This is a genomic window from Streptomyces sp. NPDC002701 (genome assembly GCF_042889045.1).
Classification (GTDB): domain Bacteria; phylum Actinomycetota; class Actinomycetes; order Streptomycetales; family Streptomycetaceae; genus Streptomyces.
The window spans coordinates 235,310-255,427 of the sequence record NZ_JBIAQL010000002.1 but is presented as its reverse complement, the minus strand read 5'-3'; the positions used below and the strand labels follow the sequence as shown (position 1 = coordinate 255,427).

The window sequence follows — 20,118 nt, the reverse complement described above, 5'->3', positions numbered from 1 at the left end:
CCCGCAGGGCCCGCCGAGCGGCGTCGGCGGGCCGCTCCTCGTCGGCAGCACCGGGCCCGCCCGCCCCGTGGCGCTCGTCCGTCGACTCGCGCGGCGCGGACGGCGGGCGCTCGTCCGGGGCACCGGCGGCGCCCGGCTGATCCGTCGGAGACATCACGTGGACCTCCGCAGTGACACCAGGTCGGACAGGTCCCGGTCGGTGAGCTCCGTCAGGGCCGCCTCGCCGGAGCCGAGGATCGCGTCGGCCAGGGCCCGCTTGGAGGCGAGCATGTCGGCGATGCGGTCCTCGACGGTGCCCTCGGTGATGAGGCGGTGCACCTGGACGGGCTGGGTCTGGCCGATGCGGTAGGCGCGGTCGGTGGCCTGCTCCTCCACGGCCGGGTTCCACCAGCGGTCGAAGTGGATGACATGGCCGGCGCGCGTGAGGTTGAGACCCGTGCCCGCCGCCTTGAGGGACAGGATCAGGATCGGCGTCGCCCCGCTCTGGAAGCGGTCCACCATGCGTTCCCGCTCGGGCACCGGTGTGCCGCCGTGCAGCAGTTCGACGGGGACCGCGCGCGCCGCGAGGTGGTTCGTGATCAGCCGGGCCATGCCCACGTACTGCGTGAAGACGAGCGCCGAGCCGTCCTCGGCGAGCAGGGTGTCGAGCAGCTCGTCGAGCAGGGCCAGTTTGCCGGAGCGGGCGGCCTCGCGGGCGGACCCCGAGCCGCTGGGGCGCTGGTCCGGTGTCTCCTTCAGGTACAGCGCCGGATGGTCGCAGATCTGCTTGAGCGCGGTGAGGAGTTTGAGAACGAGGCCACGCCTGGCGATGCCCTGCGTGGTCTCGATGACGAGCATCGACTCGCGGACCACGGCCTCGTACAGGGACGCCTGTTCGCGGCTGAGGGGGACGGGGTGGTCCGTCTCCGTCTTGGGCGGGAGCTCGGGGACGATGCCTGGGTCCGACTTCTTGCGCCGTAGGAGGAAGGGGCGGATCAGGCGGGCGAGGCGGGCCGCGGCCTCTTCGTCCTCGCCGTTCTCCACGGCGCGCGCGTGCCGGGCGCGGAAGGACTTCAGGGGGCCGAGGAGCCCGGGGGTCGTCCAGTCGAGCAGGGCCCACAGCTCGGAGAGGTTGTTCTCCACCGGTGTACCGCTCAGGGCGACCCTCGCCGGTGCGGGGATCGTGCGCAGGGCCTTGGCCGTCGCCGAGTACGGGTTCTTGACGTGCTGGGCCTCGTCCGCGACGACCATGCCCCAGGTCTGGTGGGCGAGCTGCGGCGCCACCGAGCGCATCGTCCCGTAGGTGGTCAGGACGAAGCCGCCGGCCAGATCCGCCAGGGAGCGGTCCTGGCCGTGGAAGCGGCGCACGGGCACGCCGGGGGCGAACCGCTCGATCTCCCGCTGCCAGTTGCCGAGCAGCGAGGCCGGGCAGACGACGAGGGTCGGCTCGGTGCGCGCCCGCTTCAGGTGGAGGGCGATGACGGTGACGGTCTTGCCGAGCCCCATGTCGTCGGCGAGGCAGCCGCCGAGGCCGAGTGAGGTCATGAGGTCGAGCCAGGCCAGTCCCCGGAGCTGGTAGTCCCGGAGGGTCGCCGTCAGTCCGGGGGGCGGTGCGGTGGGCCGCGGGCCGGCCGTGAGGCGGTCGCGCAGCGCGGCGAGTGCTCCGACCGGCACCGCCTCGACGGTCTCCCCGTCGGCCTCGACGCTGCCGGTGAGTGCCGCGGAGAGGGCGTCGACGGGGTCGAGCAGACCCAGTTCGCGCTTGCGTGCCTTGCGGACGAGGGCCGGGTCGACGAGGACCCACTGGTCCCGCAGGCGGACGACGGGACGGTGCGCCTCGGCGAGGGCGTCCATCTCCGCCTCGCTGAGCGGGTCGCCGCCGAGCGCCAGCTGCCAGCGGAACTGGAGCAGGTCCTCGCTCTCGAAGAAGCCCGTGCCGTCCGTGGCCGAGCCCGGCGCAGGGCGGACGACCGCGGCGGCGCTCAGGTCCTGGGCGAGGTCGCGGGGCCAGTGGACGGCGACCCCGGCCGCGCCGAGGCGGGTCGCGGCGACACCGAGCAGGTCCGACAGCTCGTCCTCGGACAGCGCCAGTACGTCCGGCACGTCCTGCGCGGACAGCCGGTCCAGGGGTGGCCAGACCCTGGCCGCGCGGCGCACGGCCAGGGCGGCGTCGACCCGGGCGCGCGGGCCGAACGTGGCGTCCGCGGTGCCCGCCCACAGGGCCGCCGCGTCGGTGACGAGGGTGGGGTCGGCGAGGCTGTGCACCTGGACGACGGCGGCGCCCGCCCGCCGGGCGTCCTCGCTGTCGTCGAAGAGCTCGTACGCGGACAGGTCCAGACGCAGGGAGACGCGGACCCCCGCGTCCATGCCGGCGGCGACCTCCGCCGCCCAGTCCTGGGCGCCCGGCAGTCGCTGGGGCGCGCTCGCCGCGAAGGGCTTCCCGGCGGCGTGCGGTGCGGCCGGGGTGCGGGGCAGGGCGTCGGCGACCGCGTCCAGGAAGGCACGGGTGAGCGCTTCGGGATCGGGCAGCCGGAGCGGCCCGCGGCCCGGCAGGGGGACGGCGTGTCCCTCGTACGGGAGGGCCGCCGCGACCGCCCTCAGGTGGGCGATGTCGTCCGGGTCCAGGGGGCCGGCGCGCCAGGCGTCGTAGCCCTCCGGGGTGAGGCCGGGCAGCAGCCGGCCGCGCGCGACGAGCCGCAGCGCGTGCAGGGCGGCGGCGCCCCAGCAGGCCGTGGCGGGATGGGCGGCGGGGTCTTTCCTTGCCCGCACCAGCAGGGGCAGGGCGTCGGCGACCGGCAGGGTCAGCGCGGGCACCGACTGCCTGCGCGCGCCCGCCCCGTGCGGCCGTACGACCGTGAGCTCGGTGTCCGGCGCGGGGACGGGTGTGGCGCCGTCCGGGTCCCAGAAGGCGATCCGTCCGCCGCGGGGCAGCGCGGCGGGCAGGAACACGGCGGCCAGCCGGACCGGCACCTCGGGCCCGGTACCGGAATCGGCACGCGTCTGCACCGCGCTCATGCTCCCGGCCACCTCCCTCGCCCCGGACGGACCATTCGTCCGATCTCGTCCTCGACTCTACGGGCCGGGTCCGACAACGGTCCGCGGCGGCGGGACCGGGCGGTCAGGGCGTCGTTCTGGAGACCACGTAGACCATGGGATGGCCGGGCTTCGAGCGGTCCACGACGATGTGGTGCGTGGGCGTCGGGTTCTTCCGCTCGTGGTTGACGCCCGACCACGGGCCGGGTCCGGTGAACTTCCAGCCGACGACCCGCCGGTCGCGGGCGCCGATGGCGATGTCGTCCTTCTTCAGGGCGTCGAGGCCGGTGCCGATGGTCTCGAGGAACTTCTCCAGGCCCTCGTCGCTGGTGAGGAACTGGACGTAGAGACGGCTGGTCTTCCAGTTGTTCGTCTCGTAGTAGGCGACCTCGGCCGAGTAGCCAGGGATGGGCACCTGGTACAGGCGGCGCTGGACCCGGGAGGGCCAGCCGGGGGTGAGTCCGGTCGCCGAGTACTTCTCCTCCTTGTCCTTGCCGCTGTCACGGCTCTGGTTCGCGGAGATCACCAGGTAGCCGGCCGGGACGCCGATGAGCAGCACGATGATCAGCAGGGTCAGGGCGCGGCGGCGGATCATGTGGCCCCGGTTCTCGGGCGGGCGCGGCGGTTCGTCCGGCGGCGCCGCCTGGCGCGGCAGCGAGGCCGTCACAGCGTCTCCTGCGTCTCGCGGCGCGACTCGGCGAACCGCTCGTAGCGCTCGTACCGCTCGACCCGGCGGCGGTTGGCGCGGCGGAAGCGCCGGGCGACCAGCCGGGCGAGGTCGGCGGCGCCCACCATGCCGGCCTCGGGGCCGAGCTGGGCGCGGGCGATCCGGGCCTCGGGGCGGTAGCCGCGGCCGGTCAGCTGGCGGCGGAAGGCGTCCCGCGCGGGGCCGATCAGCAGGTCGTCGGCGGCGCTGACGCCTCCGCCGATGACGAAGCAGGACGGGTCGAGGGCGGCGGCGAGGTTCGCGATGCCGACGCCGAGCCACTGGCCGATGTCCTGGAGCAGTTCGATGCACATCGCGTCGCCCTCGCGGGCCAGCTCGGTGATCATCGGGCCCGTGATCTCCGCGATGTTGCCCTTGACGTGCTCGATGATCCCGTACGCCACTGGGGAGTCGGCGGCGGCGAGCTCGCGGGCCTCGCGGACGAGGGCGTTGCCGGAGCTGTACTGCTCCCAGCAGCCGCGGTTGCCGCACGGGCAGCGGTGGCCGCCGGGCACGACCTGCATGTGGCCGAACTCGCCCGCGACACCGAACTTGCCGCGCTTGACCTGGCCGTCCTCCAGGATGGCGCCGCCGATGCCGGTACCGAGGGTGATCATGACCAGGTGGTCCTCGCCGCGGCCCGCGCCGAAGCGCCATTCCGCCCAGGCGGCCGTGTTGGCGTCGTTGTCGACCAGGACGGGCACGGCGAGGCGCCCGGCGATCCGGTCCCGCAGGGGTTCGTTGCGCCACGACAGGTGGGGCGCGAACAGGATGCGGTTGCGGTCCGCGTCGACCCAGCCGGCCGCGCCGATGCCGACCGCGTGCACGTCGTGCCGGTCGGAGAGGTCCAGGACCAGTTCGACGATGGTGTCCTCGACGACCCGGGGGCTCTTGGACTTGTCGGGGGTCTCGGTGCGGACCTTCTCCAGGATGTTGCCGTCCGCGTCGACGACGCCCGCCATCACCTTCGTACCGCCGATGTCGATGCCGACGGTGGGGACGCGCGGCGCCGTCAGGTGGGAACGGCGCTCACGCGTGCCCACGGTGCGCAGGACGGTGGCGCTGCGGGAGCCGATGGGGGCGCCCGCGGCTCTGGCGGAGCCGAGCGCCCGGGGCAGGGCGAGGTCGCGGTAGGTGCTCATCGCGCCGATTCTGCCGCACGTGGCGGTTTCGCCGCACGGCGGCGTCCTTCGCTGCGCTCGGCTGCCCCGGGTTGTGACCGGTCCGTTGTGAAGCGCCGGTCCGTCGTAGCCGGTCGCGCCGTTCCCCGCGCCCCTTGAGGGCGCCGCGGTGCCGCACGTGGCGGTTTCGCCGCACGGCGGCTTCCTCCGCCACGGTCGGGCCATTCCCGGGCCACCGTCCGCCGCTGGCCGGCCGCCGGTCCGTCGTGGCCGGTCGCGCCGTTCCCCGCGCCCCTTGGGGGGCGCCGCGGTGCGGGTCGTGTCAGGCGGTGTCGCCCTGCAGCTCGTGGCGGAGGTCGTCCAGTTCGTTGCCGCCCGCCATCTGGCGGGTCAGTTCGTCCAGGGTGATGTACTCGCGGGTGTGGCTGCCGACCATCCGGCCGCGTTTGAGGAGGACGAAGCGGTTGCCGACCAGGTACGCGTGGTGGGGGTTGTGGGTGATGAGGACGACGCCGAGGCCCGCGTCCCGTGCGGCGGCCACGTATTTCAGGACCACTCCGGACTGTTTGACGCCGAGGGCGGCGGTCGGCTCGTCGAGGACGAGGACCTTGGCTCCGAAGTGGACGGCGCGGGCGATGGCCACGCACTGGCGCTCACCGCCCGAGAGGGTGCCGATGGGCTGGTCGACGTCGCGCAGGTCGATGCCCATGCGCAGGAGTTCCGCGTGGGTCGTGCGCCGCATGAGGTCGACGTCCAGGCGCTTGAAGGGCCCGGAGCCCTTGCGCGGTTCGGAGCCGAGGAAGAAGTTGCGCCAGACCGGCATCAGGGGGACGACGGCGAGGTCCTGGTAGACCGTGGCGATTCCGCGGTCCAGGGCGTCCCGCGGAGACGCCGGGCGGGTGTCCTCGCCGTCGATGCGGAAGGTGCCCGTGTCGTGCTGGTGCAACCCGGAGATGATCTTGATGAGGGTCGACTTGCCGGCACCGTTGTCGCCGAGGACACAGGTGATGTCCCCCGCGTGGACCTCCAGCGAGACCCCTTCCAGGGCACGGACGTTGCCGTAGTACTTACTGACGTCGTCGAGCTCGACCAGAGGCGTGCGCCCGGCACTCCCGGCACTCCCGGCGCTTCCGGCGCTTCCGGTGGTCCCGGTGGTCCCGGTGTCATCGGTGGGCCGCGTCATGCCGTTGCCTCCGCGCGCCTGCGGACCCAGGCGTTCAGCAGGGTCGCGAGGAGCAGCATCGCTCCCAGGAAGAACTTGAACCAGTCGGGGTTCCACTCCGCGAACACGATGCCCTTGTCGGTCATGCCGAAGATCAGCGCGCCGACCGCCGAGCCGATGGCGGAGCCGTAGCCCCCGGTGATCAGGCAGCCTCCGATGACGGCGGCGATGATGTACGTCAGCTCCTTGCCGACGCCCTCTCCGGACTGCACGGCGTCGAAGGAGAAGAGCAGGTGCTGCCCGGCGATCCAGGCGGCGAGGGACACGCCCATGTAGAGGCCGATCCTGGTGGCGGCGACGGGGACGCCGACGGCGCGCGCCGCGTCCTTACCGCCGCCGACGGCGAAGATCCAGTTGCCGGCGCGGGTACGCAGCAGGATCCAGGAGGCGAGGGCCACCAGACCGAGCCACCACAGGATGGTGACCTTGAAGTCGACGCCGCCGACGGTGAGGACGGACGCGAAGAGGGCCTTGGCGGACGCGAAGCCCTCCATGTCGGCGATCGACTTCGTGGAGACGGTGCCGCTGATCAGCTTGGTGAAGCCGAGGTTCAGGCCCGTCAGCATGAGGAAGGTGCCGAGCGTGATGATGAAGCTGGGCAGTTCGGTGCGGGTCAGCAGGAAGCCGTTGAAGAAGCCGATGGCCAGGGTGGCCAGGAGCGACACGCCGACGCCGACCCAGACGTTCGCGGTCACCTGATAGCTGAACATCGACGAGATCAGCGCGGACGAGGTCACCATGACGCCCGCGGACAGGTCGAACTCGCCGCCGATCATCAGCAGCGCGACGGGCACCGCCATGATGCCGATGGTGGAGGCCGCGTAGAGCACGGTGCTCAGACCGGCCGCCCGTACGAAACCGTCCGCGACCAGCGCGAAGAAGAGGAAGACGGCGAGCGCGCCGACCACCGAGCCGAGCTCGGGACGGCCGAGCAGCCGACGCAGCGGGGAGGTCCTCATCAGCCGTTCGTCCGCCGAGGGGGCCGTCGCGGTCATCGGGTCCCCCGGTCCGCGTAGCTCTTCAGCTCGGCGGCCTGGTCCTTGGTGACGATCTGCGGCCCGGTGAGGACGGGCCGGCCGCCGCCGAGCGTGTCGGCGTTGTACTTGTGCAGCCAGAGCAGGTCGACGGCCTCGTACCCCTGGAGGTACGGCTGCTGGTCGACGGCGAACCCGAGGGTGCCGTCCTCCAGCGCGGCGGCGACCTTGGCGTTCAGGTCGAAGGTGTCGATCTCGGCCTTGCTGCCCGCGTCCTCCTTGGCCTTCACGGCGGTGTCCGCGTAGGGCGCGCCGAGCGTGACGACGGCGTCGACGGACGGGTCGGCCTGGAGCTTGGCGCCGACGGAGGACTGGACGGCCGACATGTCGGTGCCCTCGACGTACAGGTTCTGCACGGTGCCGTCGAAGGTCTTCCTGACACCCGCGCAGCGCTGCTCGTGGCCGACGTTGCCCTGCTCGTGCAGGACGCAGAGGGCCTTCTTGCGGCCTCGGCCGTTCAGCTCGTCCCCGACGGCCTCGCCGGCGATCGTCTCGTCCTGCCCGATGTGGGTGAGCGCGCCGAACGCCTTGGACTCCTCGGAGCCGGAGTTCACGGTGATGACGGGGATGCCGGCCGTCACCGCGCGCGCGACCGCGCTCCGCATCGCGTCGGGCTTGGCGAGGGTGACGACGATGCCGTCGACGCCCTTGTCCACGGCGGCGTCCACCAGCTGCGCCTGCTGCTGGCCCTCGTCGTCGTGGGAGTACAGGAACTTGATGTTGTCCTTGGCGGCGGCCTGCTCGGCCCCGCTCTGGACGATGTCCCAGAACGTGTCGCCATCGCCCGAGTGGGTGATCATGGCGACGGTCCAGCGGGGGGTGTCCACCGCTGCCCCGCCCTGGGCCGACGCCGCCTTGCGGGCGTCCTCGGCGCGCTTGCCGCCGGTACTGCTGCACCCGGCCAGGGACGCGCCCAGCGCCCCTGCCACCGCGATGCCGACCCAGGTCCGAAACCGTGCCACGAAGCCGTGCCCTTCTTGCCGCCGATACGTGTGCCGACCCGTCCGCTGACGCGTCCGCTGTTCCCTCCGCAGACCGGTCCGCAGATATGTGGAACAACCAAGTATCGGATACGGAATGAAGGATTCCGGACAGCGGGGCCGTCGGCGACGGCACTCGGGGGCGTACGGGATCACCCCGGGGGCGAGGCGGGGACCTGCGGAATCGCGCCGGTTCAGGGGCGTACGAGCAGTTGGAACTCGAAGGAGTAGCGCGCGGCGCGGTAGGTGTGGGAGCCGAACTCGACGGCGCGGCCCGTGTCGCCGAAGGTGGTGCGCTGCATGGTGAGCAGCGGGGCGCCGGCCGACTCGTCGAGGCGTTCGGCCTCCACGGCCGTGGCGGCGCGGGCGCCGACGGACTGCCGGGCGCTGTGCAGTGTGATACCGGCGACACGCATCAGCCGGTACAGGCCGGTGGCCTCCAGCTGCGAGCTGTCCAGGTCGAGCAGACCGGGGGGCAGATGGTTGCAGAGGTACGCCATCGGCTCGCCGTGGGCCAGGCGCAGCCGCTCCACCCGGTGCACCTCGCTGCCCTCCGCCACCGAGAGGGAGGCCGCCACCTCGGCGGAGGCCGGCACGACGGTGTTGACGAGGACGCGGGTCGTCGGGCGCTGGCCGGCCGACTCCAGGTCGTCGTAGAGGCTGCTGAGTTCCAGCGGGCGCTTGACCTGGCTGTGCACGACCTGGGTGCCGACGCCCCGGCGGCGTACGAGAAGGCCCTTGTCCACCAGTGACTGGATGGCCTGGCGGACCGTGGGCCGGGACAGACCGAGGCGTCCGGCGAGCTCGATCTCGTTGCCCAGCAGACTGCCCGGGGTCAGCGCACCGCGCTCGATCGCCGCTTCGAGCTGCTGGGCCAGCTGGAAGTAGAGCGGCACCGGGCTGTTCCGGTCGACGCTGAGCTGGAGCGGCGCGGTCGGGTCCACATCTGGTTTGGGCACGGGCCGAGCGTAGCTCCGGCCCATGTTGACGGGAAGTTGTGAAGTTCGATTGTCCGGACAAAGAGTTGACAGGGTGTAGGATTCGCCCTCAACTTTGTCCCATGCGCATCGGACTCATCGGGACGGGTCGTATCGGTACATTTCATGCGACCGCCCTCAGCCGCCACCGCGAGGTGGGCGGCTCCCTCATCGTCACGGACGCGGATCCCGCACGGGCACGGCTGCTCGCGGACCGCTTAGGTGCCACCGCGGCACCCGGCGTGGACGAGATCTTCACCTGGGGCGTGGACGCCGTGGTCATCACCGCGGCCACCTCGGCGCACGGCGAACTGATCGGACGCGCGGCCCGGGCCGGTCTGCCCGTGTTCTGCGAGAAGCCCATCGCCCTCGACCTGGCGGGCACCCTCACGGCCATTGCCGAGGTCGAAGCCGCGGGAACGATCCTGCAGATGGGGTTCCAGCGACGGTTCGACTCCGGCTACACGGCCGCACGCGAGGCGGTGCGCTCCGGCCGGCTCGGCCGGCTGCACACCGTACGCGCGATGACGTCCGACCACACACCGCCGCCGGCCGAGCATCTGCCGCTCTCCGGCGGGCTGTACCGGGACACGCTGGTGCACGACTTCGACATGCTGCGGTGGGTGACCGGGCGCGAGGTCACCGAGGTCTACGCGATGGGGTCGGACGCCGGGCCCGCGATGTTCCGTGAGGCCGGTGACATCGACACGGCGGCGGCCGTCCTCACGCTGGACGACGGCACGCTCGCCACGGCGACCGCGACCCGGCTGAACGGCGCGGGGTACGACGTCCGCATGGAGCTGGCCGGGGAGCTGGACCAGATCGGGGCGGGGCTCGACGACCGGACGCCGATCGCCTCCACGGAACCGGCGGGGCCGCCGGCCGCGACCAAGCCGTGGACGGGGTTCCTGGAGCGGTTCGGGCCCGCGTACGAGGCGGAGCTGCACGCGTTCGTCGAGGTGGTGCGCGGGGAGCGGGCCAATCCGTGCGACGGGCGTGAGGCGCTGCACGCGCTGCGGATCGCTGAGGCGTGCGAGGTGTCTCGGCGGGGGCGGCGGTCGGTTCGGCTGTCGGAGGTCCCGGGCGGGCGGGACTGACGCCCACGGCGGGTTGGAGTGCGGGTGGGGTGCGTGGTCGGCTGCGGCGCCGTCGTGGCTGGTCGCGCAGTTCCCCGCGCCCCTCGAAAGACGGGGCTGCACCCCGGTCTTTCGCCCTTGCGCACCCGTGTCAGCGGTCGTCCTCCGGCAGGAGCCCCGCGTCGTGGGCCAGCAGAGCGATCTGCACGCGGTTGTTGAGGTCGAGCTTGGCGAGGATGCGGGAGACGTGTGTCTTCACCGTGGCGACGCTCATGAAGAGGCCGGTCGCGATCTCGGCGTTCGACCAGCCCCGGCCGACGGCCTCGGCGACCTCGCGTTCACGGTCGTTGAGCGCGGCGACCCGCGTCCGGGCGCTCGCGCGCCGGGTGTCGGGCGCGCCGCCCGCGGCGTGTGCCATCAGCTGCCGGGTCACCGTGGGCGACAGCACGGGATCGCCGGCCGCGACCCGGCGCACGGCGTGCAGGATCTCCGTGGGCGGGGTGTCCTTGAGGACGAAGCCGGCGGCGCCCGCGCGCAGGGCACGCAGCACCTGGTCGTCGGCGTGGAAGGTGGTCAGGACGATGACCTGGGGCGCGTCCGCACGGCCCCGGAGCCGTTCGGTGGCGGCGAGTCCGTCCACCGCCGGCATCCTGATGTCCATCAGCACCACGTCCGGGCGGGTGCGGTCGACCAGTTCCTCGACCTCGCCGCCGTCGGCGGCCTCGCCCACGATCTGGAGGTCGTCGGCGCCGCCCAGCATCAGGGAGAGGCCGGCTCTGACCAGCGGGTCGTCGTCGACGAGGAGCAGACGGATCGGAGTCATGCGCCTACCGTAATGACACTCCCCCGCCCGAACGCCCCCTTCTTCCCGGCTCGTCGGGGCCGGGCGGCGCGGTGTCGTCACCTCCAGGGCAGCCACGCGTGCACGAGGAAGCCGCCGTCCCCCTCGGGCCCGTGTTCGAGGTGTCCGCCCGTCAGCGTGGCCCGTTCGGTCAGGCCGATGAGACCCTGACCCGAGCCCGGGACAGGGGGGACGTCACCGGGCGGCGGCGGATTGCGTACGGAGATGGTGAGACCGGGACCCTGGGCGCCGGCCACGGTGACCGTGACCTCCGCGCCGGGAGCGTGCTTGCGGGCGTTGGTCAGGCACTCCTGCGCGATGCGGTACGTGGTGCGGCCGACGGCGGCGGGGACGGTCGCCGGGTCGGTGACCCGGTTGTCCAGCGTGACCTTCATGTCGGCCTCGCGGCTCTCGGAGACCAGCCCCTCCAGGGCGGCGAGCGTCGGCTGCGGCCGCCCGGGCTCGTCGTCCTCCCCGGCGGACCGGAGCACCCCGATGATCTCCCGGAGGTCCTGCAGCGCCTCGTGCGCGCTCTCGCGGATCACCCCGGCGGCCCGCGCCACCTCCGCCCGGGGGGCGTCCGGCCGGATCTCCAGGGCGCCGGCGTGCACGCTGAGCAGGGTCAGCCGGTGCGCCAGGACGTCGTGCATCTCGCGCGCGATGGCCTCCCGGGCCAGCCGCTGGGCCTGCTCGGCCCGCAGCGCCGCCTCGGTCTCCGCCCGCCGCGCGCGGTCGCGCAGGCTCAGCATGAGCTGCCGCTTGGACCGCGCGAGCATGCCCCAGCCGACCACCGCGACGGTCAGCAGCGCGCCGAGGCCCACGACCCCGAGGTACGGGAGGTCGGCGTCGGGGCGCCACCAGGCGAAGACGGGGAGCAGTGCGAGCTGGGCGGCCCCCGTCCAGGCGACGTACCGGAAGGGGCGGTGCACGGCGAGCGTGAACAGGGCGACCAGTCCGGCGCCGCCCGCGGTGTTGGAGAGGAAGCAGACCGGGACCATCGCCACGGCGAGGCCCACCGGCCAGCGCCGCCGGAGCCAGACGGCCGCGCAGGCGAACGCGCCGAGCCACTGGTCGAGGAGTTCCAGGGCGTACGGGATGTTCGGGTCGCCGTCCGTCGCGTCCGCGCCGAGCAGGCCCACCCCGACGGCGAGCAGGAAGCACGCGAAGTCGACGGCCCAGTCCCGTGCGGTGCGCCGGGGGCGGCCCTTGCGGTCGGTGTGCTCCGGGTCGAGCGCGGAGGTGACGGCCGAGGGCAGGAACCACCGGCGTACCGGGGGGTCCGTGGGATTCGGCGGCGCGGTATCACTCACGGTCGGCAAATCTACGCATCGGTGCCCGCCCGCACCGCCCCTGTCGCCGGATCATCTACCGAAGTCGGCGGCACGGGAGACTTTCGGCGCGGCTCCCCACGCCACGGCGGGACTTCCGTCGGCCGGGCCCCGCCCCGTGGCCGATGACCGCGGGGGCCGCGCGGGGTGAGCATCCTCGTATGAAGCAGGTTCTGGAGTTCCTCGGGGTGATCGCCCTCGTGCAGGGCGGGGTGGGCCTGGTGCACGAGTTCACCGGCTGGTTCCGCCACTGGGGCCTCGTACAGCGGCTCGACTTCCTCGGCGGCCACGAGATCTACGGAAGCGTCGCGCTGCTGGTGCTGTCCTTCGCGTTGTTCGCCGTCGCCGACAGCCTGAAGTCCGGGTGAGGGGCGGCCCATCGGTGAGTTCCGTGTCCGTTCGCCGCCAGCGTCCCACGGCCGGGGCCGGTGTGATGGACCCATGACCTCACAGATGACGACACCCATGACGACACAGGCGACGATGGAAGGGACCGTGGCCCTGGTGACCGGCGGCAGCCGCGGGATCGGGGCGGCGACGGCCGTACGGCTCGCCCGGGCGGGGGCGGACGTGGCGTTCACGTACGTACGCGACAAGGACGCCGCGGACGAGGTCGCGGGCCGGATCCGGGCCCTGGGGCGGCGGGCGCTCGCCCTGCGCGCGGACTCCGCCGACGCGCGGGAGGCGGTGGAGGCCGTGACCCGTGCCGCGGAAGGGCTGGGCGGCCTCGACGTCCTGGTCAACAACGCCGGTGTGGGGCTGCTCGGCCCGCTGGAGAGCTACTCCCTCGCCGACATCGACCGGGTGCTCGCCGTGAACGTACGCGGTGTCTTCCTCGCCTCCCAGGCCGCGGCGGGCCGGATGGCGCGCGGCGGGCGGATCATCACCATCGGGTCGTGCATGACGCAGCGCGTGCCGGGGGCCGGGGGCACGCTGTACACCACCGGGAAGTCCGCGCTCGTCGGGCTGACCAAGGCGCTCGCCCGGGAGCTGGGCGAGCGGGGGATCACCGCGAACATCGTCCATCCCGGGCCGGTGGACACCGACATGAATCCGGCGGACGGGCCGTATGCGGGTGGGCAGGCCGCGCTGACCGCGGTGGGGCGGTTCGGGACGGCGGAGGAGGTGGCGGGCGCGGTGGTGTACCTGGCGGGGGCGGAGGCCGGGTATGTGACGGGTGCGGAGTTCTCGGTGGACGGGGGGCATGCGGCCTGACCGGCCGGCGGGGTCCTCGCCCCCGCCGCCCCTTCCCGTCCCGGCCTCGAAGACTCCCCGCCGGTCCGCGGGCGCCGGACGGGCCGGGGAACTCAGCCGCCCAGCTCCTGGTGGCGGGCCGTCAGGGCGGCGGCGCCGTCCGGTGTCGGCGCTCCGAACAGCCGCAGCCGCGAGATGCCGCCGTCCGGGAAGATGTCCACGCGCGCGTGCGTGCCGGTCGCCGGGCCGGCCAGGACGAATCGGTGAGTCGTGTCGGGCTGGAGGCGCGTCCGTGGCAGGACCTGTGTCCACTCCCCGTCCGGGCCGTCCCGCAGGGACAAGGAGGCCCACCCCGCCGAGTTCCCCTTCAGATACGCCGTGTCGATCTCGACCGCCCGGATCTCGGACCGGGCGGTGAGCCGGTAGCGGATCCAGTCGTGGCCCCGGTCACGGCGCCGTCGCGTCTCCCAGCCGTCGTCCATCTTGTGCGAACGCCCGGGCCGGATGGTGTTGGTGGCGGGTGAGTAGAAGCGGTCGGACGCGTCCTCGACCTGGCCGCCGTTCTCCAGGGCGACCACGTCGAAGGTGCCGAGGACCGAGAGCCACCGTGGGTCCGGCACGACCTCGCCGTACACGCGAAGGCGCGCGATACCGCCGTCGGGGTGCTGCTTGACGCGGAGGTGGGTGATCCGCTGTTCGACGTCGACGGCGAATCCGTTGGCCGCGTGGCCGCCGATCTCCGTACGGGGTACGAGAGTCGTCCACTTGACGTCGTCCGCGAGGAGGTCCTCGGGCGAGGGGGAACCGGGGACCGAGGTGCCCTCGACGGACACGGCCTGCGGGTAGTTGCCGCGGAAGTGCGCGGTGTCGACGACGACGCCGCGTACGACGCCGGGTGCGCCGAGACGTACGAGCGCCCAGTCGTGGTCGTCGGGGGCGGGCCACGGGTGCTCGGCGGAGGCACCGCGCCTGCGCCGTGTCTCCCAGCCGTCCATGATCTTGCCCTTGTGCCCGAAGTGTTCGGGGTCGAACTCGGCCCGCCCGGGCAGCAACAGGTTCTCGCGCTGGGCGAAGAACTCGTCGTTGGCGGCGATCACTCCGGCGCCGAGCCGCCGGTCGGCGAGGTCGGCGTACCGGGCGAAGGGGAAGTCGGCGGTGCGGTGGTCCGCGTACGGGTCGCCGCCTCCGTAGGGGTTCGCGTCGCCGGTGAAACGAGCCGACGGGGGTCGCTGCTGCTCGGTCACGTGATCGGGTCTTCCTCTCGGGGGTGGCGGGTCAGGAGGTGGCCGGCCGGGTCGGTGAACGCGCCCTCCGACATGACGCGTCGGCCGCGCAGCCAGGTGGATCTGACCACGCCGTGCAGGGTCTTGCCCGCGTACGCGGTGACGCGGTTGCGGTGCTGGAGCGCGGCCGGATCGACGGTGAAGGTCTCGTCGGGCGCCAGGACCGCGAAGTCGGCGTCGCGGCCTGCCTCGATGGCGCCCTTGCGGTCGTCGAGCCCGACCAGGCGCGCCGTGCGCGTGGACATCCAGCGGACCACGTCCTCCAGGGTGTGCCCGCGTCTGCGGGCCTCGGTCCAGACGGCCGGCAGGCTGAGCTGGAGGCCGGAGATGCCGCCCCACGCGGTGGCGAAGTCGTCGGTCTTGAGGTCGGCCGTCGACGGCGAGTGGTCGGTGACCACGCAGTCGATCGTGCCGTCGGCCAGCGCCTGCCACAGCAGGTCCTGGTTCGCGGCCTCGCGGATGGGCGGGCAGCACTTGAACTCGCTGGCGCCGTCCGGGACTTCCTCGGCGGTGAGCGTCAGGTAGTGCGGGCAGGTCTCCGCCGTGACGCGTACCCCCCTTCGCTTGGCGGCCGCGATGAGCGGCAGCGCGTCGCTCGACGACAGGTGCAGCACGTGGACGCGTGCGTCCAGGCGCTCGGCGAGGGCGACGAGGTGCGCGACGGCGGTGTTCTCGGCGTCGCGCGGTCGCGAGGCGAGGAACGTCGCGTACGCGACGGCCTTCCCGCCGTCCATCTGCGGTGCGGCGGCCAGGTGGTGCGGGTCCTCGGCGTGGACGATCAGCAGCCCGCCGAACCCGGCGATCTCGGCGAGGGAGCGGGCGAGCTGGTCCTGGTCCAGTTCGGGGAACTCGTCGACCCCGGAGGGCGACAGGAACGCCTTGAAGCCGAAGACTCCCGCGTCGTGCAGCGGACGCAGGTCCTTGACGTTGCCGGGCAGGGCGCCGCCCCAGAATCCGACGTCGACGTGTGCCCGCGAGCGGGCGACGTCCTGCTTGGTGCGGAGGTGGCCGACCGTCGTGGTCGGCGGGAGGGAGTTGAGCGGCATGTCGACCAGCGTCGTGATGCCGCCCGCCGCCGCAGCGCGCGTGGCGGTCCAGAAGCCCTCCCACTCCGTGCGGCCGGGATCGTTGACGTGCACGTGGGTGTCGACCAGCCCGGACAGCAGGACGTCGTCGCCGAAGTCCTCCAGCCGTGCCCCGGCCGGCACCTCGGCGTCGTGCGCGCGCACGGCCGTGATCTTCCCCGCGGTGACGGCGACCGAGGCCGCGCGTGTCCCCTCGGGAGTGATGACGCGCCGCGAGCGCAGGACCAGTTCGGCCGTGCCGTCGTCGTGGGACACCGGAACCCCTTCCATGCCGGACGCCTCCTTCCGCCGTTCACGTCCACGAAACGAAATTCAACGTTCTGTTGAAGGAGTCTTCCCTCCCCGCCCGATGGCGTCAAGGGTTCCGCTCACCGTCGTTCCAGTTAATGGAAAATTTCTTCCGTATGGCAGAAATTAGCCGCGCTCGCCCGTGCGGCCGACCCACCGCCGGGTAGGCTGCGCACCTGCCTGCCCGTCTGAAAGGACCGCGCCCGTGCCGACGTCCAGCGCCAGCGACGCCCCTGCCGATGTCGCCGCCAAGCCGGCTGCCGCCGGCGGTGGCGTCCAGTCACTCGAGCGCGCCTTCGACCTGCTGGAGCGGATGGCGGACGCGGGCGGCGAGGTCGGTCTGAGCGAGCTCTCCGCGAGCAGCGGGCTGCCGCTGCCCACCATCCACCGCCTCATGCGCACGCTCGTGGCCTGCGGTTACGTACGCCAGCAGACCAACCGGCGGTACGCGCTCGGCCCGCGGCTGATCCGTCTCGGCGAGTCGGCGTCCCGGATGCTCGGCACCTGGGCCCGCCCCTACCTCGCCCGGCTCGTCGAGGAGACCGGCGAGACGGCGAACATGGCGCTGCTCGACGGTGACGAGATCGTGTACGTGGCACAGGTGCCGTCCAAGCACTCCATGCGGATGTTCACCGAGGTCGGCCGCCGGGTGCTGCCGCACTCCACGGGCGTCGGCAAGGCACTGCTGGCCCATCTCCCGGCCGACGAGGTGCGGGCCCTGCTGGCCCGTACGGGTATGCCCGCCGCCACGGACAAGACGATCACGACCCCGGACGGCTTCCTCGGCGCGCTGGAGGAGGTACGCCGCGCGGGCTACGCGGTGGACGACAGCGAGCAGGAGATCGGGGTCCGCTGCCTGGCGGTCTCCGTGCCCGGCTCCCCCACCGCGGCGGCCATCTCGATCTCCGGTCCGGCCGGCCGCGTCACGGAGACGGCCACGGAGCGGATCGTGCCCGTGCTCCAGCAGGTCGCGCGGGAGTTGTCCGAGGTGCTGACCAGTTCGGGCCCGGGGGCCTGAGCACCTCAGTGCCGCGGCGGCTCTCCGAAGAGGTCGACCGCGCTGCGTACGGCGGCGAGCCCCGCGGCCAGCGCGCTGACCGAGCCGATGGAACCGGCGACCAGCAGCAGCGAGCGGCGCAGGCGCGGTATCTCGGGGATGCCGCCGCCGGCCATGGCGGCGAGCGCCGCCAGTTCGTCCTCCGCGATGCCGCGGTCCGGGAACTCGGCCGGATGCGCGGCGAGTTCGCGGCGCAGCCTGGACACGGCGCTCTTCAGCTCCGCCACTCTCGGATCCTCGCCGCTGCCGGTCACTGACCTCTGCCCCAAGCTCCGCAACACAGCTCTCCCCCTCACGCGCCGTTGTCGCGCACGACACCGCCACTCCCCGCCCGGCGTCCCGTGGCGTGGGTCGGGCGCCGGGGACGCGGGCCAGTAAACGCCACCCGGTGCGCCGGGCGCCACTGCGCGGACCGAAATTCAGACCCCGGACATCCCGATCTCGCCCGCGGGTCAGGTATGCAGGAGGAATGACGGACAACCACGGCCCGGTGGCCGGACTGCTCCTCGCCGCGGGCGGCGGCCGGCGCCTCGGCGGACGCCCCAAGGCCCTCCTCGAACACCGCGGGCGCCCCCTGGTGGAGTACGCGGCCGGGGTGCTGCGCGCGGCCGGCTGTTCCCGCGTCCACGTGGTCCTGGGGGCGGGGGCCGACGCCGTACGGGAGCGGGCGGAACTGCCCGGGTGCGTGCTGGTGGAGAACCCGGCGTGGGAGGAGGGGATGGGTTCCTCGCTGCGGGCCGGGCTGGAGTCCCTGCGGGACACGGGGGCGCGGGCCGCCCTCGTCTCGCTGGTCGACCAGCCCGGCATCGGCCGCGAGGCGACGGCCCGGCTGCTGGCCGCCTACGGGTCCCCGGCGACACTCGCCGCGGCCGCCTACGAGGGACGGCGCGGGCACCCCGTCCTGCTCGGCGCCGACCACTGGACGGACATCGCCGCGACTGCGACCGGCGACCGGGGGGCACGCGCCTATCTGAGGGCGCGCGCGGACGCGATCACGCTCGTCGAGTGCGCGGACGTGGCGCGGCCCCATGACATCGACACGGTGGCGGACCTCGTCCACCTGGAGTGACACGCCGGGCAGTACCTGGAGTGAAGGGGGTGGCACCGAGCGCCACCTTCCCTCGATCAGGACAATCTCGACGTCAACAAAACATTGAACTTCCACCATGAGGAAACTAGTATCCACTGATCAGAAGCGCTTGGCCCCGTCCGGGGCGTTCGCCGCCGTATCCGGTCGACTGGCACCCGGTGCCACGTTCGCTGAAGGAAGTGACAGCTCATGTCCGCACCAGCGCCGTCCCCGCTGGCCATCGTCGACGCCGAGCCGCTGCCCCGGCAGGAGGAGGTCCTCACCGACGAGGCCCTCGCCTTCGTCGCCGAGCTGCACCGGCGGTTCACACCCAGGCGTGACGAGCTCCTCGCCCGCCGCGCCGAGCGCCGCGCCGAGATCGCCCGTACCTCCACCCTCGACTTCCTCCCGGAGACCGCCGCGATCCGCGCGGACGACTCCTGGCGCGTGGCCCCGTCGCCCGAGGCCCTGAACGACCGCCGCGTCGAGATCACCGGCCCCACCGACCGCAAGATGACCGTCAACGCCCTCAACTCCGGTGCCAGGGTGTGGCTCGCGGACTTCGAGGACGCGTCCGCGCCGACCTGGGAGAACGTGGTCCTCGGTCAGGTGAACATGGCCGATGCCTTCACCCGCCGCATCGACTTCACCGACGACCGCACCGGCAAATCGTACGCCCTCAAGGCGCCGGAGGAGCTGGCGACCGTCGTGATGCGCCCGCGCGGCTGGCACCTCGACGAGCGCCACCTCGTGGACGCCGACGGCACGCCGGTCCCGGGCGCGCTCGTCGACTTCGGCCTGTACTTCTTCCACAACGCCCGGCGCCTCCTCGACCTCGGCAAGGGCCCGTACTTCTACCTCCCGAAGACGGAGTCGCACCTGGAGGCCCGCCTCTGGAACGAGGTGTTCGTCTTCGCGCAGGACCACGTCGGCATCCCGCAGGGCACGGTCCGCGCGACCGTCCTGATCGAGACCATCACCGCCGCGTACGAGATGGAGGAGATCCTCTACGAACTGCGCGAGCACGCCTCGGGGTTGAACGCGGGCCGCTGGGACTACCTCTTCTCCATCGTGAAGAACTTCCGTGACGGCGGCCGCAAGTTCGTCCTCCCGGACCGCAACGCGGTGACGATGACGGCGCCGTTCATGCGCGCGTACACCGAACTGCTCGTGCGCACCTGCCACCGCCGCGGGGCGCACGCGATCGGCGGCATGGCGGCGTTCATCCCGTCCCGGCGGGACGAGGAGGTCAACAAGGTCGCCTTCGAGAAGGTCAAGGCCGACAAGGACCGTGAGGCGGCCGACGGGTTCGACGGCTCCTGGGTCGCGCACCCCGACCTCGTCCCCCTCGCGATGGCCTCGTTCGACGCGGTGCTCGGCGACCGGCCGCACCAGAAGGACCGGCTGCGCGAGGACGTCGACGTCAAGGCCGCCGACCTCATCGCCGTCGACTCCCTCGACGCCGCTCCCACGTACGACGGACTGGTCAACGCCGTCCAGGTCGGCATCCGTTACATCGAGGCGTGGCTGCGCGGGCTCGGCGCCGTCGCGATCTTCAACCTCATGGAGGACGCGGCCACGGCGGAGATCTCCCGCTCGCAGATCTGGCAGTGGATCAACGCGGGCGTCGAGTTCGACCACGACGGCAGGACCGTGCGGGCCACCCCCGAGCTGGCCCGCGAGATCGCGGCCCGGGAACTGGCGGACGTCCGCGCCGAGCTCGGCGAGGAGGCTTTCGCGGCCGGCCGCTGGCAGCAGGCCCACGACCTGCTGCTGACGGTGGCGCTGGACGAGGACTACGCGGACTTCCTGACGCTGCCCGCGTACGAGCAGCTGGCCGGCTGA

General features: G+C 72.9%; 18 protein-coding genes. 6 read left to right on the top strand and 12 right to left on the bottom strand.

From position 1 onward, the window contains the following. Nucleotides 1–153: 153 nt before the first annotated feature. From ACFYXC_RS05520 to ACFYXC_RS05490, 7 genes are all read right to left on the bottom strand, one after another. Nucleotides 154–2,994, bottom strand: coding sequence for a DEAD/DEAH box helicase (locus ACFYXC_RS05520; RefSeq protein WP_389547281.1), 2,841 nt, complete (start codon nucleotides 2,992–2,994; stop codon nucleotides 154–156). Nucleotides 2,995–3,097: 103 nt separating this feature from the next. Then, the gene (locus ACFYXC_RS05515; RefSeq protein WP_388907657.1) at nucleotides 3,098–3,679 is read right to left on the bottom strand and encodes a sugar kinase; all 582 of its coding nucleotides are present in this window, start codon (nucleotides 3,677–3,679) and stop codon (nucleotides 3,098–3,100) included. Beyond that, entirely contained in the window at nucleotides 3,676–4,860 is a 1,185-nt protein-coding gene (locus ACFYXC_RS05510) for an ROK family glucokinase (RefSeq protein ID WP_388907659.1), read from the bottom strand. The genes ACFYXC_RS05515 and ACFYXC_RS05510 overlap by 4 nt, the downstream gene beginning before the upstream one ends. Before the next feature lie 301 nt (nucleotides 4,861–5,161). Continuing rightward, a complete protein-coding gene (locus ACFYXC_RS05505; RefSeq protein ID WP_389547277.1) occupies nucleotides 5,162–6,022 on the bottom strand; it encodes an ATP-binding cassette domain-containing protein in 861 nt (286 codons plus the stop codon). Further along, a complete protein-coding gene (locus tag ACFYXC_RS05500) occupies nucleotides 6,019–7,056 on the bottom strand; it encodes an ABC transporter permease (protein WP_389547274.1) in 1,038 nt (345 codons plus the stop codon). Before ACFYXC_RS05500 ends, ACFYXC_RS05505 begins: the two co-directional genes overlap by 4 nt. Then, complete coding sequence (locus tag ACFYXC_RS05495) at nucleotides 7,053–8,057, bottom strand: sugar ABC transporter substrate-binding protein (RefSeq protein WP_389547271.1); 1,005 nt, start codon at nucleotides 8,055–8,057, stop codon at nucleotides 7,053–7,055. Before ACFYXC_RS05495 ends, ACFYXC_RS05500 begins: the two co-directional genes overlap by 4 nt. A 212-nt stretch (nucleotides 8,058–8,269) precedes the next feature. Then, nucleotides 8,270–9,058 carry a GntR family transcriptional regulator gene (locus ACFYXC_RS05490; protein ID WP_389547268.1) on the bottom strand — a complete coding sequence of 263 codons (789 nt, stop codon included), beginning with the start codon at nucleotides 9,056–9,058 and terminating at the stop codon, nucleotides 8,270–8,272. Nucleotides 9,059–9,135: 77 nt separating this feature from the next. Here ACFYXC_RS05490 and ACFYXC_RS05485 point away from each other — a divergent pair, with 77 nt between their 5' ends. After that, nucleotides 9,136–10,149: a Gfo/Idh/MocA family oxidoreductase gene (locus ACFYXC_RS05485; protein ID WP_388907669.1), complete on the top strand. Its 1,014-nt coding sequence runs from the start codon at nucleotides 9,136–9,138 to the stop codon at nucleotides 10,147–10,149. A gap of 130 nt (nucleotides 10,150–10,279) precedes the next feature. Here ACFYXC_RS05485 and ACFYXC_RS05480 read toward each other — a convergent pair whose 3' ends face one another. Together ACFYXC_RS05480 and ACFYXC_RS05475 are read right to left on the bottom strand one after the other, a co-directional pair. Next, nucleotides 10,280–10,951, bottom strand: coding sequence for a response regulator (locus ACFYXC_RS05480; protein WP_388907671.1), 672 nt, complete (start codon nucleotides 10,949–10,951; stop codon nucleotides 10,280–10,282). A 77-nt stretch (nucleotides 10,952–11,028) separates the two neighbouring features. Beyond that, nucleotides 11,029–12,279: a sensor histidine kinase gene (locus ACFYXC_RS05475; RefSeq protein WP_389547263.1), complete on the bottom strand. Its 1,251-nt coding sequence runs from the start codon at nucleotides 12,277–12,279 to the stop codon at nucleotides 11,029–11,031. A gap of 179 nt (nucleotides 12,280–12,458) precedes the next feature. On the opposite strand from ACFYXC_RS05475, the gene ACFYXC_RS05470 reads away from it, so the two are divergent. Beyond that, nucleotides 12,459–12,665 (top strand): hypothetical protein, encoded by a 207-nt coding sequence (locus tag ACFYXC_RS05470; RefSeq protein WP_388907675.1) that lies wholly within the window; start codon nucleotides 12,459–12,461, stop codon nucleotides 12,663–12,665. A gap of 73 nt (nucleotides 12,666–12,738) precedes the next feature. Continuing rightward, nucleotides 12,739–13,512 carry a 3-oxoacyl-ACP reductase family protein gene (locus ACFYXC_RS05465; RefSeq protein WP_389547259.1) on the top strand — a complete coding sequence of 258 codons (774 nt, stop codon included), beginning with the start codon at nucleotides 12,739–12,741 and terminating at the stop codon, nucleotides 13,510–13,512. Nucleotides 13,513–13,604: 92 nt separating this feature from the next. Here the strand turns inward: ACFYXC_RS05465 and alc are convergent, their stop codons facing one another. Both alc and allB read right to left on the bottom strand, forming a co-directional pair. Beyond that, nucleotides 13,605–14,735: an allantoicase gene (gene alc / locus ACFYXC_RS05460; protein WP_389547257.1), complete on the bottom strand. Its 1,131-nt coding sequence runs from the start codon at nucleotides 14,733–14,735 to the stop codon at nucleotides 13,605–13,607. After that, nucleotides 14,732–16,129: an allantoinase AllB gene (gene allB, locus ACFYXC_RS05455; protein WP_389547254.1), complete on the bottom strand. Its 1,398-nt coding sequence runs from the start codon at nucleotides 16,127–16,129 to the stop codon at nucleotides 14,732–14,734. The genes alc and allB overlap by 4 nt, the downstream gene beginning before the upstream one ends. A gap of 223 nt (nucleotides 16,130–16,352) precedes the next feature. On the opposite strand from allB, the gene ACFYXC_RS05450 reads away from it, so the two are divergent. Further along, nucleotides 16,353–17,165: an IclR family transcriptional regulator gene (locus ACFYXC_RS05450; protein ID WP_389547251.1), complete on the top strand. Its 813-nt coding sequence runs from the start codon at nucleotides 16,353–16,355 to the stop codon at nucleotides 17,163–17,165. A 5-nt stretch (nucleotides 17,166–17,170) separates the two neighbouring features. Here the strand turns inward: ACFYXC_RS05450 and ACFYXC_RS05445 are convergent, their stop codons facing one another. Then, nucleotides 17,171–17,485, bottom strand: coding sequence for a DUF5955 family protein (locus tag ACFYXC_RS05445; RefSeq protein WP_389547248.1), 315 nt, complete (start codon nucleotides 17,483–17,485; stop codon nucleotides 17,171–17,173). A 188-nt stretch (nucleotides 17,486–17,673) separates the two neighbouring features. Between ACFYXC_RS05445 and ACFYXC_RS05440 the strand changes: the two genes are divergently transcribed. Together ACFYXC_RS05440 and aceB are read left to right on the top strand one after the other, a co-directional pair. Then, nucleotides 17,674–18,273 (top strand): NTP transferase domain-containing protein, encoded by a 600-nt coding sequence (locus ACFYXC_RS05440; protein ID WP_389547245.1) that lies wholly within the window; start codon nucleotides 17,674–17,676, stop codon nucleotides 18,271–18,273. A 210-nt stretch (nucleotides 18,274–18,483) separates the two neighbouring features. Beyond that, nucleotides 18,484–20,118, top strand: coding sequence for a malate synthase A (gene aceB / locus ACFYXC_RS05435; RefSeq protein ID WP_388907691.1), 1,635 nt, complete (start codon nucleotides 18,484–18,486; stop codon nucleotides 20,116–20,118).

Coding starts and splice junctions, on each gene's coding strand:
- ACFYXC_RS05520 (WP_389547281.1), bottom strand. CDS start 2,994: ATGAGCGCGGTGCAGACGCGTGCCGATTCCGGTACCGGGCCCGAGGTG.
- ACFYXC_RS05510 (WP_388907659.1), bottom strand. CDS start 4,860: ATGAGCACCTACCGCGACCTCGCCCTGCCCCGGGCGCTCGGCTCCGCC.
- ACFYXC_RS05505 (WP_389547277.1), bottom strand. CDS start 6,022: ATGACGCGGCCCACCGATGACACCGGGACCACCGGGACCACCGGAAGC.
- ACFYXC_RS05500 (WP_389547274.1), bottom strand. CDS start 7,056: ATGACCGCGACGGCCCCCTCGGCGGACGAACGGCTGATGAGGACCTCC.
- ACFYXC_RS05490 (WP_389547268.1), bottom strand. CDS start 9,058: ATGGGCCGGAGCTACGCTCGGCCCGTGCCCAAACCAGATGTGGACCCG.
- ACFYXC_RS05485 (WP_388907669.1), top strand. CDS start 9,136: ATGCGCATCGGACTCATCGGGACGGGTCGTATCGGTACATTTCATGCG.
- ACFYXC_RS05480 (WP_388907671.1), bottom strand. CDS start 10,951: ATGACTCCGATCCGTCTGCTCCTCGTCGACGACGACCCGCTGGTCAGA.
- ACFYXC_RS05470 (WP_388907675.1), top strand. CDS start 12,459: ATGAAGCAGGTTCTGGAGTTCCTCGGGGTGATCGCCCTCGTGCAGGGC.
- ACFYXC_RS05465 (WP_389547259.1), top strand. CDS start 12,739: ATGACCTCACAGATGACGACACCCATGACGACACAGGCGACGATGGAA.
- allB (WP_389547254.1), bottom strand. CDS start 16,129: ATGGAAGGGGTTCCGGTGTCCCACGACGACGGCACGGCCGAACTGGTC.
- ACFYXC_RS05440 (WP_389547245.1), top strand. CDS start 17,674: ATGACGGACAACCACGGCCCGGTGGCCGGACTGCTCCTCGCCGCGGGC.
- aceB (WP_388907691.1), top strand. CDS start 18,484: ATGTCCGCACCAGCGCCGTCCCCGCTGGCCATCGTCGACGCCGAGCCG.